Annotated in this window: 15 protein-coding genes; 4 read left to right on the top strand and 11 right to left on the bottom strand. The window is 54.1% G+C overall.

The window, feature by feature from the left end; translation table 11 throughout:
• The 3 genes from AAGQ96_RS17990 (at window position 1) to AAGQ96_RS17980 (ending at window position 2,411) form a co-directional block, all read left to right on the top strand.
• On the top strand, window positions 1-1,266 hold the full coding sequence (locus tag AAGQ96_RS17990) for a phosphatase PAP2 family protein (RefSeq protein ID WP_342754230.1): 1,266 nt from the start codon (window positions 1-3) through the stop codon (window positions 1,264-1,266).
• A 201-nt stretch (window positions 1,267-1,467) separates the two neighbouring features.
• Window positions 1,468-1,902 carry an SRPBCC family protein gene (locus AAGQ96_RS17985; RefSeq protein WP_147199826.1) on the top strand — a complete coding sequence of 145 codons (435 nt, stop codon included), beginning with the start codon at window positions 1,468-1,470 and terminating at the stop codon, window positions 1,900-1,902.
• A 17-nt stretch (window positions 1,903-1,919) separates the two neighbouring features.
• Entirely contained in the window at window positions 1,920-2,411 is a 492-nt protein-coding gene (locus AAGQ96_RS17980; protein ID WP_342754229.1) for a GNAT family N-acetyltransferase, read from the top strand.
• A 31-nt stretch (window positions 2,412-2,442) separates the two neighbouring features.
• On the opposite strand, the gene ftnA is transcribed toward AAGQ96_RS17980, so the two are convergent.
• The 3 genes from ftnA to AAGQ96_RS17965 form a co-directional block, all read right to left on the bottom strand.
• The gene (gene ftnA / locus AAGQ96_RS17975) at window positions 2,443-2,952 is read right to left on the bottom strand and encodes a non-heme ferritin (RefSeq protein ID WP_342754228.1); all 510 of its coding nucleotides are present in this window, start codon (window positions 2,950-2,952) and stop codon (window positions 2,443-2,445) included.
• 255 nt (window positions 2,953-3,207) lie between these two features.
• Window positions 3,208-3,675 (bottom strand): NUDIX domain-containing protein, encoded by a 468-nt coding sequence (locus AAGQ96_RS17970; RefSeq protein ID WP_342754227.1) that lies wholly within the window; start codon window positions 3,673-3,675, stop codon window positions 3,208-3,210.
• A gap of 258 nt (window positions 3,676-3,933) precedes the next feature.
• Complete coding sequence (locus AAGQ96_RS17965; RefSeq protein ID WP_147199822.1) at window positions 3,934-4,152, bottom strand: helix-turn-helix transcriptional regulator; 219 nt, start codon at window positions 4,150-4,152, stop codon at window positions 3,934-3,936.
• A gap of 129 nt (window positions 4,153-4,281) precedes the next feature.
• Here AAGQ96_RS17965 and AAGQ96_RS17960 point away from each other — a divergent pair, with 129 nt between their 5' ends.
• The gene (locus tag AAGQ96_RS17960) at window positions 4,282-4,491 is read left to right on the top strand and encodes a helix-turn-helix transcriptional regulator (protein WP_147200676.1); all 210 of its coding nucleotides are present in this window, start codon (window positions 4,282-4,284) and stop codon (window positions 4,489-4,491) included.
• Between the two features lie 32 nt (window positions 4,492-4,523).
• On the opposite strand, the gene AAGQ96_RS17955 is transcribed toward AAGQ96_RS17960, so the two are convergent.
• The 8 genes from AAGQ96_RS17955 to AAGQ96_RS17920 all read right to left on the bottom strand — a co-directional run bounded on the left by AAGQ96_RS17955 (window position 4,524) and on the right by AAGQ96_RS17920 (window position 13,179).
• Window positions 4,524-6,161 (bottom strand): methyl-accepting chemotaxis protein, encoded by a 1,638-nt coding sequence (locus tag AAGQ96_RS17955; protein WP_147199821.1) that lies wholly within the window; start codon window positions 6,159-6,161, stop codon window positions 4,524-4,526.
• A 155-nt stretch (window positions 6,162-6,316) separates the two neighbouring features.
• A complete protein-coding gene (gene pqqF, locus AAGQ96_RS17950) occupies window positions 6,317-8,758 on the bottom strand; it encodes a pyrroloquinoline quinone biosynthesis protein PqqF (RefSeq protein ID WP_342754226.1) in 2,442 nt (813 codons plus the stop codon).
• A gap of 4 nt (window positions 8,759-8,762) precedes the next feature.
• Entirely contained in the window at window positions 8,763-9,896 is a 1,134-nt protein-coding gene (gene pqqE, locus AAGQ96_RS17945; protein ID WP_342754225.1) for a pyrroloquinoline quinone biosynthesis protein PqqE, read from the bottom strand.
• Window positions 9,883-10,167: a pyrroloquinoline quinone biosynthesis peptide chaperone PqqD gene (pqqD, locus tag AAGQ96_RS17940; protein WP_342754224.1), complete on the bottom strand. Its 285-nt coding sequence runs from the start codon at window positions 10,165-10,167 to the stop codon at window positions 9,883-9,885. Before pqqD ends, pqqE begins: the two co-directional genes overlap by 14 nt.
• Window positions 10,167-10,931 carry a pyrroloquinoline-quinone synthase PqqC gene (gene pqqC, locus AAGQ96_RS17935; RefSeq protein ID WP_342754223.1) on the bottom strand — a complete coding sequence of 255 codons (765 nt, stop codon included), beginning with the start codon at window positions 10,929-10,931 and terminating at the stop codon, window positions 10,167-10,169. The genes pqqD and pqqC overlap by 1 nt, the downstream gene beginning before the upstream one ends.
• Before the next feature lie 11 nt (window positions 10,932-10,942).
• The gene (gene pqqB / locus AAGQ96_RS17930) at window positions 10,943-11,854 is read right to left on the bottom strand and encodes a pyrroloquinoline quinone biosynthesis protein PqqB (RefSeq protein WP_147199816.1); all 912 of its coding nucleotides are present in this window, start codon (window positions 11,852-11,854) and stop codon (window positions 10,943-10,945) included.
• A gap of 51 nt (window positions 11,855-11,905) precedes the next feature.
• Window positions 11,906-11,977: a pyrroloquinoline quinone precursor peptide PqqA gene (gene pqqA, locus AAGQ96_RS17925; RefSeq protein ID WP_071822147.1), complete on the bottom strand. Its 72-nt coding sequence runs from the start codon at window positions 11,975-11,977 to the stop codon at window positions 11,906-11,908.
• Window positions 11,978-12,141: 164 nt separating this feature from the next.
• Window positions 12,142-13,179 carry a dipeptidase gene (locus AAGQ96_RS17920; RefSeq protein ID WP_342754222.1) on the bottom strand — a complete coding sequence of 346 codons (1,038 nt, stop codon included), beginning with the start codon at window positions 13,177-13,179 and terminating at the stop codon, window positions 12,142-12,144.
• Between the last annotated feature and the right edge of the window lie 61 nt (window positions 13,180-13,240).

Raw genomic sequence — 13,240 nt, 5'->3', positions numbered from 1 at the left:
ATGCGCTTTCGTTATTCTCTGCTGGCTGCCACGCTGCTGGTTAGTCAGTTCACGCAGGCTGCACCCGCAGCCCTGAATCTGGAACAGGTTCGCACGCTACTGGAAAGTACTACGCCCGCCAGCAGCAACTCGCAGTTTGTCGATTTCGATACGGCTGTACAGCAGTCACTGATTGCTGCCCTGAAAGGGGATGCCAGCCAGCTGACGCGCGAGCAGCTGGAGGAGACGAAACAGAGCGACAAGCTGGCTGATAAACAGTGGCTAAAGCAAAGCGGCTACGATTTTGATAAAAAAACCAATCAGCAGGTCGGTATCCAGCTGCTGGGTGCTTTCCCGTCGCTGCCGAAAAGCACCCTCGATGCCAGCCTGAAAACGGTGGAAAACGTTAACCTGAACGCGACCGACGGGCTGCGTCGCCAGGCTCTGATTGATGCAGAAGGGCAAAACCATCTCTATTTCCTTGCCGATGCGCTGGGACCGAAACTGGGGGCGGCTTTTCTGAGGGCTTATAACAAGGGAGAGCTGGGTAAAGCGGCGGCATTGATTAAAGCCAGCGAAGTCAGCACCAGCGCGGCTAAAAAGCAGTTTAACTATCCACGTCCGTTTTTAGTCACGACGACCCTCCATCCGGTGCCGGACAACGCAGTAGTGAAAGACAATAAGCCCTACACCGCAACGGAAGGATCCTTTCCCAGCGGCCACACCAATACGGGTTATACCGATGCGCTGCTGCTGGGTGAAATGCTGCCAGAACGTTTCGTCCCGCTGGTCGAGCGTGGCGCGCGTTATGGCTATTCCCGAATGGTTCTGGGCGTCCACTATCCCGTCGACCTGATGGGATCGCGCATGGTCGCACAGCGCAACGTGGCGCATTACCTGAACGATGTAAAATATCGCGTCCTGTTTGACGACGCGAAACAGCAGTTACGCAGCGCGCTGGAAAAAGAGTGCGGAACGTCGCTGGCACACTGCGCCAAACCGGCAGGGGCAGCCGATCCGTACACAGCGCCACAGATGAAGGCATTTTATCGTTTCACTATGGCCTACCATCTGCCGCAGGAAAAAGAGCAGGTTTCACCGCTGGTGGTACCGGAGGGGGCAGAAGTGCTGTTGGAAGGACCGTTGCCTCATCTTAGCGCGGCGAAACGTCGCCAGCTGATGGTTTCCACCGCGCTGGCGGGCGGCTATCCGCTCTCCGGCACAACGTCTGAGCAGAACTTCTGGCAGCGACTGAATCTGGTTGATGCGGTCAGCAGCACTCAGTAAACCGAAAACGGGCGACCTGATGCCGCCCGCTTATCCCCATTACCGGCGCGGCGGATTATTTATCCGGCTGCGATGAGTGGGTTCGCGCCCGCTGGGATTATCATTGCAGGGAAATTTTCACCAGGCGACACGGCGAGATAATAAAAGCGCAAAATGCCGTGCTAAAGTTAATTTTATTCATTAGCTCAGGAACGCATTGCTATGCCACATACTTCTTATGCCAGCCGCATCATCAAAGCCACCACCGCGCAAATCTGGCCGCTGATTGCCGATTTTAACGGACTGCCGAAAATCCATCCGGCTATTACCGCCAGCGAACTGGAGCAGGGCGCCAGCGAAACGGCGGTGGGCGTCATCAGAAAAATCACGCTGCCGGACGGTTTTGTTCGGGAGCGTCTGGTAAAGCTGGACGTTGATAACCACGAACTGCATTACGCCATCGTCGACGGCATTATGCCGGTGACGGACTACGTGGCAGTTGTCAAGCTGACCCAAAAAGAGGACGGCACCACGCTGGCAGAATGGTGGGCGGATTTTAATGTGACGGAAGGGCAGGATTTGCAGGAAGTGGCGCAGAATGTCAGTGAAGGTGTGTTTGCCACCTGTTTACAGCATATTGCGCAGCACGTTGCCTGACCAACCGGGAGAACGACGTGACAAGAGCTTATCGCATTCAGCGCTACTTGCCTCGTTATCAGGCTGGCGTGGTTGGGGTTATTTTGCCGATTCAGAATAATGAGTTTGGCATTGCGATAACCGCCGAACAGCAGCCGGATCTTGGCGATATCGAGAATTTTTATCAGCAGGGCGAGGGGGATTTCTGGCTGGCGCTGGCAGATGATGAGGTGGTGGGCTGTATTGGCCTGAAGGATATCGGCAATGGCGAGGCGGCATTACGCAAAATGTTTGTTGCCGAGGCCTGGCGAGGCAGGGAGCAAGGCGTTGCAAATGCGTTACTGAATACGCTGCTTGAGCACGCACGTCAACGGCAGCTACAGGCTGTCTGGCTGGGAACGACCTCCAGGTTTCTGGCGGCCCATCGTTTTTATGAGAAAAACGGTTTTCATGAAGTGAGCGACGCGCTATTACCGTCGTCGTTTCCGCGAATGCAGGTCGACAGCAAGTTTTACCGTATTAACGTGTAAAAAAAGGGGCGAAGATATCGCCCCCGATCGATTACGCCTGCGGGTGTCCGGCATTGCTCATCGTCATCAAATCTTTATCGACAAAGAACAGGCCTTTGCCGCTGGTGCCCACCAGCGCCAGCTTATCCAGTACGGATTTAAACAGCTTCTCTTCTTCATGCTGCTCGGCAACATACCATTGCAGGAAGTTAAAGGTGGAATAGTCCTGAGTGGTGATCGCCGCATGTGCCAGCTCGTTAATTTTTGCCGTAATCAGCTGCTCGTGCTCATAGGCCTGCTCCAGCACTTCGTTCAGGGAGTTGAAGATAACCGGCGGTGCAGCAATCGAGCCCAGTACCGGCATGGCACCGGTATCGCTCAGATAGTTGAACAGGCGCTGCATATGCTGCATCTCTTCTACCGAATGCTCACGCAGGAAAGCGGCAGCACCTTCAAAACCTTTGTCGGCGGCCCAGGCACTCATTTGCAAATAAAGGTTTGCGGAATAAAATTCCAGATTTAACTGATCGTTCAGCTTGGCGGTCATATCGGCAGTCAGCATAGCGGCTCCAGGGATTAGCAGGCAAAAGAGTAATAATTGCCCGCATTATGCATAAAAAATGGCGAAATAAAAACCTTGTTAATCGTTTATTTACATCAATAAGAAATATTTTAACTCGATGATAGATAAGTGATAATTATTATCGATTGCGTTGTTTGTTAAATGGTTTTGATAACCATTATTATTCCTGTTTCTGGCAGGGAACGGGATGCTTTTTGACAGGGTTAATTTATTTTTACCCGTGCGCATCAGCGATTAAATAGCCGTGATACGTTTTTCAGAAATAAAATCAGAAAGTAATTGCGCAATATTATCTGGGTAAATCGTTTCTTCACTGCATCGTAATTGCTCACCTGTCCACCACTCGCTCTGGTCAATCACGCGGCGTTCATTGTCACTCCAGCCAGCAAAATCGATTTCATGGTCGCTAACCTCGATCGCATAAAAGCGTTCATCGGCTAACACTTCGCTGCCGTCAGGCAGGCGCATCGGGAAAGTCCTTTCCGCGATACAGACGCCGGGATCTTCCCTGACTATCCCGGTTTCTTCCCGCAGCTCGCGGCAGGCTGCTTGCTCCCAGGACTCGCCTGCCTCAACTCCACCGCCTGGTGTTGCCCAATAGCTTTGTCCTGCGAGGGCGTCATCATGGTGGCTGAAATGAAACAGTAAAATACGCCGTTGGCGATCAACAAGTAGCAGGCGAGCAGAAGGACGTTTTTTCATTGAAAAACTCCAGATTTCAGCGGGTGGGGAAAATGATAAAGGATTTCTGGAATGAATAAAATCAGGAGGACATCCACACTTTATTTTTTTGACTAAAAAATGCCAAAAAAATAGATTGCGGATGTTTTTAGGTTAATAAACAGAAGGGAGGTATCAATAAAAAAATCCAGAGAATTTATGGTTAAAATAAATAATGAGACGCCCGTTTTTTCTTCAACTGGATGATTTAATGATAATTAAAAATAAATAACATAGATTTTAAAATTCAATCAAATTTTTAATTTCAACCCCTAAACCTGAGGCGATCAATGCGATCACTTCAAGAGTGGGATTACGTAAACCCCTTTCAATTCCACTAACATAGGTACGATCCAGTCCACATTTAAGTGCAAAAGCTTCTTGTGACAAGCCTGCCTGCAGTCTGAGTAATTTAACTCTTGTTCCAAAAAGAACTTTGATGGTTGTTTGCTTTTCCATCTCATTAGCATTGCGCTTTGCGGACTAATAGTCCACGGACTATCAACCACATTTGTTAAATAGCGTGCTATGCTGTGTGACTCATAGTCCACAATTTAAAAGTTGTTAATAATTCAGGCGGGGGTAATGATGAATAAAAAAGATTGGCATCCTGCAGATATAATTGCGGCGTTAAAAAAACAGGGGACGAATTTGTCAGCATTGTCACGTGAATCGGGTTTGGCCTCTTCAACGTTAGCTAACGCACTACGGCGTCCCTGGCCAAAAGGAGAACAGCTTATTGCTGAAGCGCTCAATGAAAAGCCAGAGCGGATCTGGCCCACGCGTTACGGAAAATAATCCCGGCACGGTGGCCGGGAAAGATTAACAACTCAGAAGGTTTCCCAGCTACCTTCACTGGCCACCGCTTTGCGTGGCGTCTGAGGCTTTTTCACCGGCGCAAAGCTACCGTGCTGGCCCGTTTTGAAAACGGCAACGGCCTGTGCCAGGCGGCTGGCCTGATCCTCCAGCGAAGCGGACGCGGCAGCGGATTGCTGAACCAGCGAGGCATTCTGCTGGGTAACGCGATCCATTTCCGTCACGGCCTGGCCAATCTGATCGATTCCCCGGCTTTGCTCATCAGAAGCGGAAGAAATTTCAGCCATGATATCGGTGACGCGAATCACCGCACTGACGATATCGTGCATCGTTTCACCCGCAAGCATTACCTGCTGGGAACCCGCGTCTACCCGACTGACCGAAGCCTCTATCAGCGTTTTAATCTCTTTCGCCGCCTGTGCGCTGCGCTGGGCAAGGTTACGCACCTCACCGGCAACCACGGCAAATCCACGGCCTTGCTCACCTGCACGGGCCGCTTCTACCGCCGCGTTCAGCGCCAGAATATTGGTCTGGAAGGCAATACCGTCGATCACGCTGATGATATCGGCGATTTTCTTCGAACTACCGGTGATTTCACTCATGGTACTGACCACGCCATCTACCACCCGTCCGCCTTTTGCAGCCGTTTCAGATGCACTTTTTGCCAGCTGTGAAGCCTGACGGGCGTTTTCCGCATTCTGCTTCACCGTCGCGGTCAGTTCCTCCATGCTGGCGGCAGTCTGCTCCAGCGAAGCGGCCTGTTCTTCGGTACGGGCGGAAAGATCGTTATTGCCCATAGAGATTTCACTGGCACCGTTGTAAATCGCATCGGAGCTTTCACGTACGTGACTGACGGTGGTAATAAGTGATTGCTGCATTGCCGCCAGGTTATTCGCCAGTTCGGCCATTTCATTACGGCCCTCAACGATCAGCGTTTCGGTCAGCTCCCCTTCGGCAATACGTTGAATATGTGTCTGAACCTGCTTAAGCGGAGCCAGCAGCACGCCTTTAATCACCTGCCAGACAGCGATGACCAACAGCACTAACAGCACCACAATTGTCACCAGCGTCCACAGCATATGGCTGAAACCCTGGTGATTTTCAACGGTGCCGACGCTCAGCAGTTTGGCATTTTGCGTACGCCAGACGTTATAGACGTTCTCCAGATCGTCCTGAGCTTTTTGCGCTTCCAGATTTCCGTAGGCCTCGTAATTATTAGCGCTCAGATACTGAATCGACATTTTCATCGTTTCTGACAGCTGCTGATAGCTGCCCGCCAGCGTTGAGGCCAGTTCACTGCTTTGTCCGGCCTGAGTCGGAACGCTTTTATAACCATTGAAATGTTGCGCCGCGTCATTAAGAGAATCGGTGGCGGTTGACAGTAACTTGCTGATACCGGCCAGCGTCGCCGGGTCGGTCTGTTTTTTCAGAATGCGGATCGCCGCGCGGTTAATACTGATGCGCGTTTTCAGCAATGCCTGCCATGTGTCGCTTAGCTGGCCCTGCTGCTGCGTCAGAATGCTGGCGCGGGTGAAGTTGTTTTTATCCTGGCTGATGGCGTTGAAAGAGAGCGCGCTGGAGATCAGCAGCAGCCCACTAAAAACAACCAGCATGATAATAATGCTGGTGACGACTTTTATATTTTTTAGCATGCGGCGTACTCTGAAGAAGGGGTGGCCCGGTAACAGATCTATCGGTTCACAACGGCAGAAACTTTATGGTATCCGGTTCCAGACCTTAATCAGATATGTGAGCTGAAACGATTATCCGTTTTATCACGTACCTACGCTTGAGGTTGTGACTGGCTTTATTGCGCAATCAGGGCACTGTTACTCAGCCGCCACGTTGTGCTGCTGTCTGTGATGAGCTGTTGATAAGCCATTTGCAGGCGGGAAGGGAGAAGCGGGACGTACATTTCCTGCATCAGGGGCTGGACGGCCAGCTGCTGATGCAGCCAGTGTTCGGTTATCTGAGAGACGTTTTCCGGTAAAGATGAGGGAAGCTCTGCCTGCAAACTCGCCGCAATAGTGGCAATTTCCGCAACGGTTATTTGCGCGATAACCTCACGCATACCACAGACAAATGCTTCAATATGCTGAAAAAGTTGTTCTGTCGTCAGGGCGGGAGATTGCAGGGCGAACAGAATGCCTGCCTGGCCTGCGGTGTGATGAAAGCGACAGCTGACCACGTAGCCAATATTCTGCTCCACCCGCAGCTGCTGGAAAAATCGTGGTTCAAACAGGGCAGCCAGCAGTCGCCATGCAGCAAAGCTATCCGCATCCGGTACCGGACAAAATACGAGGACGGCGGCATCACGGCTTTCCGTTGGGAAGGAACAGGCGTGGGAAGGGAAACGCTTAGCCTGCTGCGGCTGAGCAATGATTTGCCCCGGCAGGCGTGACAGCAGCCTTGCCAGCGCAAGATGTAACCCGACATCACCGCCGTATAGCCCTCCCTGCCAGCGAAGACCGTGGAGGCTTTCGTAAGCCGGGTCGTTTGCCAGATGCGGGCTTTGGCTTGCAGGCGCTTGTGGCTCTGTCTCGCTCGTCAGCAGATCGGGTAGTCGTGCCAGCAGGCAGCGTATAGCGATATCGCTGTACAGCTGTTGCTGCGCCTGATGGTGTTGCCGTTTTCCCTGAGCAATGGCAGAGGCGCCCGGTTCGTTCAGCGTGTTCAGCATGGCTTCGGCACTCGCAAGCAGTAAATCGCCGTTACCGCTAAGCTGTAGCAGCCATATGCCCTGCTGGCGAGAGAAGCGCAGCTCGCCGCCCCGATGACGGCATTCTCCCATCACAGGCTGGAGCGCTGCCTCAATGACAGCGGCCTGATGACCCGACAAACAGCCCGGTAGCGGATTCAGCAACAGTACGGTTTCACCCACGGCGGGCAGCCTGCGTAAAGCGCTTTGCGTCGGGGGTAAAACCGGCAGCGTAAGGGCTGCGCCTGGGGTATGAAAGGCGAGCGCAGGCGGAGGCGTTTCCGGCAGCGTTGGCCAGTTAATAGCGGCGGAATGCAGGGCAAAACCCTGCACGCTGGTCGCTGGCGCTGTGGCATCAGGAGAGACCCACAGTCGGCCCATGTTGTCTGCACGCAGTTGAGCGAGCAGCCGCTGCCAGCGCAACGTTAGCGGCGGCGCGTTTTCCGGTGGGAAACCAAAAGCCCACTCACGCAGCTGCTGCATTGGCGAGAGCTGGTTAAAGCTGCGTCGCGACAGCGTGGCGTAGTGCATCAGCTGGTCGGCAGTCAGCAGCCGTAGTCTTTCCAGCCAGTGTTTAAAAATGGCTTCAGTGGCCGCGCACTGCTCAAGCCCTGACTCACTCAGCAGAAACGCCACGCTCAGTACGGACTGCCGCCGGCTGCGATACGGCTCCAGTAGCGTAACATCGTCGCACAGTCCGGCCTCACGCAGTGCCGCAAGCAGGCTGCCCTCAGCTTTATCCGTCAACAGTTCGCGCAATACCGACAGCAATGAGGCATCAGGTTCAGATAACAGGAAATGCAGCTGAAGCTGTTCCATGCCGGAATGCTGTAGTGAAAACGTGCGACAGGAAGCGGGTTGCAGGGGCGGGGCAGGAGAGCGGGTAAAAGCATTATGATGGCGGAAAACCGATCCCCACTGGCTGGCCAGCGCGTGCAGCGTTTCCAGCGGCTGTGGCCCGCTTAGCCACAGTTCAAGGGCGGCGCCACAAAAGAACCGCTGATGGTAATCTTTTAGCGCCTGTTGCAATAATGCGATGTCATTACCGAAGCTGGCCTGATTGCCGACGTGAAAAGCGTGCAGAGCGTGAGGCGCGCAAAAGGCCTGACTCAGTGCCGCCTCGCACAATGTTGGCCGATGGCTGCACAGCATGCGATATTCCGCCTCAATCGCTGCCGCTTCCGTTGCCACCGATTCGGCGGAAAGCAGCGGGTTTGCCAGCATGTCCACCAGCCGTTGCAATCCGGCTTCCAGTTTTTCCGGCGCTATCTCAAAAAACCAGGCGGTGCTGCATGCCAGCGTGGTGGCGTTCAGTCTGGCACCTTCTGTCGGTCCCCAGGCCATCAGGCGCTGTTCATTCTGAAAATTTTCGCTGCCGGCAAACAGCACATGTTCCAGCAAATGTGCCAGACCCGGCCACCGTGGCGCTTCATCATGCGTGCCTGCCGCCAGCTGGATCAGCGCGGCCGCCCGTGTTGCCTGTGGATCGTGGATTAAATGGATTTTTAAGCCATTTTCCAGCGTCAGCGGTAAGTGTTGGGCGGCGCTCATTTGATCAGACTTTGAAAATCAGCTGAGAGTTGACGCGGTTGCGGAACTGCAACTGATCGATGCGCATATTGGTACAGTTGGCCTGCTCACGTGCTTCAAGGATCTTGCCATGGTGCGGTGATTTGCTGCAAACCGGATCGGCATTATCGGCGTTGCCGGTCAGCATAAAGGCCTGACAGCGGCAGCCGCCGAAGTCTTTCTCTTTTTCTGAACAGGAGCGACAAGGTTCCGGCATCCAGTCAAAGCCGCGATATTTATTGAAGCCGAACGAGTCGTACCAAATTTCCTGTAGCGTGTGTTCCAGCACCGACGGGAACTCGACCGGCAGCTGGCGTGCGCTGTGGCAGGGCAGCGCCATGCCTTCCGGCGTGACGCTCAGGAAAATCGCGCCCCAGCCGCCCATACAGCCTTTTGGACGCTCTTCATAATAGTCGGGCGTCACAAACAGCAGATTTGCCAGGTTGCTGGAATCCTTCATTTTTTCGCGGTAGTGCGCCACGACGTCTTCCGCGCGGGCAATCTGCTCGCGGGTGGGCAGCAGACCTTCGCGGTTCAGCTGCGCCCAGCCATAGAACTGACAGGTGGCCAGCTCCACGTCGTCGGCTTCCAGCTCGATCGCCAGCTCAATAATCTGCGCTATCTGGTCGATATTATGGCGATGTAACACGAAATTCAGCACCATCGGGTAGCCATGCGCTTTAACCGCTTTCGCCATCGCCAGCTTTTGCTGAAAAGCTTTTTGCGATCCGGCCAGCGCGGCGTTCAGCGTTTCATCGCTTGCCTGGAAGCTGATCTGAATATGATCCAGGCCCGCTTCGGCAAACGCATCGATCTTTTTCTCGGTCAGGCCAATACCGGACGTGATCAGGTTGGTATAAAAACCAAGATCGCGCGCGGCACGAATGAGTTCAGGCAGATCTTTGCGCACCAGCGGCTCGCCGCCGGAAAACCCCAGCTGTACGGCACCCATCTGGCGAGCCTGTTTGAAGACTTCTATCCATTGCTCCGTCGTCAGCTCTTTTTCCTGCTGAGCAAAGTCCAGCGGGTTAGAGCAGTACGGGCACTGCAAGGGACAGCGGTAGGTCAGTTCCGCCAGCAACCATAGCGGCGGATTGACCTGAGGTTTAAGCAGGTTCACGAAAAATTATCCACTTCTGTTCAACGGCTTCGGCAAAAAATTCTTTTACATCATCGTCCACGCCACCGGCATCGGGAAAGCGCTCGTTCAGCACGGCAATCAGCGAGGCCAGCGTTTGCTTGCCGTCCACCAGCTGTAAAATGGCGGTGGCGCTGTCGTTCAGCTTCGCCATGCCTTCCGGGTAGAGGATCACGTGGCAATCCTGCGTCGGTTCCCACTGCAAACGATAGCCGCGACGAAACGCGGGAATATGCTGGTCAGTAAAGGTCATTACAGCAGTCTCTCTTTATGCCATGCTGGCTGGTCAGTCACGGTGTGATACGGTGGGCGCTTCAGCGCGTAGGCCATGGTCATCGCGTCCAGCATGCTCCACAGAATATCCAGTTTGAACTGGAGAATTTCCAGCATACGCTGCTGTTGCCCGGCGGTGGTGAAATATTCCAGCGCCAGCTGCAAACCGTGCTCGACGTCGCGGTTTGCCTGGCTCAGCCGGCCTCGAAAATAGCCGTAGCCTTCCGCTTCAATCCACTTATAGTGCTGCGGCCAGCTGTCGAGGCGCGACTGATGGATTTCCGGTGCAAACAGCTCGGTCAGCGAGCTGCATGCCGCTTCCTGCCAGACTGCACGGCGAGCGAAGTTAACGTAAGCATCCACCGCGAAGCGCACGCCAGGCAGCACCATCTCTTCAGAAAGCAGCTTTTCACGATCCAGGCCTACGGCTTCACCCAGGCGCAGCCAGGCTTCAATTCCGCCTTCGCTACCTTCATGACCGTCGTGATCGAGAATGCGCTGTACCCACTTGCGACGGGTTTGCGGATCCGGGCAGTTAGCCATGATCGCGGCATCTTTCAGCGGGATGCTGGTCTGGTAGTAAAAACGGTTCGCCACCCAGCCCTGAATCTGTTCGCGGGTCGCCTGACCATTATGCATCGCAATATGGTAAGGATGGTGGATATGGTAATAAGCACCTTTGGCGCGCAGCGCCTGTTCAAACGCTTCTGGCGTCATCGGTTCTGTTAGAAAATCAGACTTCATGTTGTGCAAGCTCACAGGTCAATACGCATTCCGTCCCAGCTGACTTCAATGCCGTACTGCGTCAGCGCCTGACGTTCAGCCGACGCTTCATCAAGGATCGGATTGGTATTATTAATATGAATAAGGATTTTGCGTTTTGCCGGCAGCGAAGCCAGCAACGCAATCAGCCCCTGCTCTTCGGCGAGCGCCAGGTGCCCCATATCCTTGCCGGTATTCAGGCCCACGCCGGTGTTGGCCAGCTCATTATCCTGCCAGAGCGTGCCGTCAATCAGCAGGCAGTCCGCCTTCTGCAACCAGCCCAATAGCTCGCTGTCCGGTTCGCCCAGGCCGGGCGCATACATCAGCGTGTGACCGCTGCGGGTATCTTCGATAAACAGCGCGACATTGTGGCCAGGCAGCGGCCTGTCACGATACTGCGAATAAGGCGGCGCGTTGCTGAGTAACGGAATAGCGGTAAATTTCAGCGCCGGGCAAACGGCCACCTGGAACGGTTCGCCGGGCTGGATGGCATGGTGCACAAGACCGCCATTCCAGTGGGAAAGCATGGTGAAGACCGGAAAGCCGGTCGTCAGATCGTTGTGCACTTCGGGCGTGCACCAGACCTGATGCGGGCAGCCTTCGCGCAGGCTCAGCAGGCCAGTAGTATGATCGATCTGGCTATCGGTCAGGATAATCGAACCGATCGCGGTGCCGCGCAGCACGCCTTTTTTATTCAGTTCCGGCGTGGCCGCAATCTGATGGGCAATGTCTGGTGAGGCGTTGCACAGCACAAAATCGACGCCGTTATCGCTGATGGCGATGGACGATTGCGTGCGTGCCGAAGTTTTCAGGGTGCCGTTACGCACGCCCTGACAGTTTCTGCAGTTGCAGTTCCACTGTGGGAAACCGCCGCCAGCCGCAGAACCAAGAACGTTAATCTGCATGTGTAGACCAGGAAAGAAAAAAAAGATGCCCACAGGCGTGGGCATAAGGGATTAGCGGTTAGAGATGTACAGCGTTACTTCTAAGCCCAGACGTAAATCAACGAATTTAGGTTTAGTCCACATAGTGAAATCCTCTTGGTGTTAATAAAAAACGCCGCCATTAAGTTCGGCAGGTAATCGTCCTATTGTCAAATATTGACAATTTGGCGGCGCAAATGTTGCGCCTATGTCACATCGATATCAACCCTGCGTAAAACAGGGATAATCAGGTCCGGCGGGGATACGGTTCATTCCCCCCAGGTTTTTTTCAGTACGCTCAGCCAGTTGCGCCAGGTTATTTTTTCAATCAGCTCAGATGAATAGCCGGCAGCAGACATCGCCGCAACCAGACGCGGCAGCCCGGCGGCGTCTTGCAGCGCATCGGGAACGCTGATGCCGTCAAAATCAGAACCAAAGCCAACGCGGTTCTCGCCTAATTTTTCCAGCAGGGCATCCAGATGACGAACGATATCGCTGAGCAGCGTATCGCCATCGCGCTTACCGTCGGCACGCAAAAACGCATTGCCGAAATTCACGCCGACAAAGCCGTCGCTTTCTGCGATTGCCGCCAGCTGGCGATCGGTTAAATTGCGCGGCTGGGGGCAGATCGCATGCACGTTGGAGTGCGTGGCAACTAATGGCGCATTACTGTGCTCAGCAACCTGCCAGAACGATTTCTCGTTCATATGCGACAGATCGATCAGCAGCTTTTTCTGATTGCAAAGTTTTAGCAGATTCAGTCCGGCGGTGGTGAGTCCTTCTCCACTGTCCGGCGAACCGGGAAAACCACCCGTAACGCCTGTACCAAAGCAGTTTTGCAGGTTCCACAGCGGGCCGATGCTCTTCAGTCCACTATCTACCCAGCGGTCAAGCTGGCTGCACTGCTCATCCAGCGCCTCAGCCCCTTCAATATGCAGCACCATCGCCAGCACGCCTTGCGCAATGCACTGTTCAATCTCGCCCGCGCTGCGGCAGACTTTCGCCTGTCCGTCTGAGCGTTCGGCAATAGTATGCAGCAGGGCAATTTGCGCTTCGGTAATCGCCAGCGGATGATGATCTTCTTCCACATACGCCGTTTTGCTCTGTTTGGCGTACTGTACAGGAGGCACAAATACCGCAAACAGTCCGCCTGCAAAGCCGCCCCGACGCATGCGCGGCAGATCCAGATGACCTTTCATCGACCCTTGCAGAAACTCCGCAACGGGATCGCCTTCTTCCTGTAGCCACAGGCGCAGCAGGAGATCGTTATGTCCGTCGAAGACGGTAGGGATTGCATCAGGGTTCATAGCAGTGATGGCGACGTCCGGTTAGTGTTATGAATCAGAAGGTACAATGTTAATGAAATGA

Origin of the sequence: Pantoea sp. MBD-2R, assembly GCF_039134845.1 — a bacterium.
In the GTDB taxonomy this organism is placed as follows: Bacteria; Pseudomonadota; Gammaproteobacteria; order Enterobacterales; family Enterobacteriaceae; genus Erwinia.
Note: the sequence above shows the minus strand (reverse complement) of the source record. Positions and strands in the feature narration are given on the sequence as shown.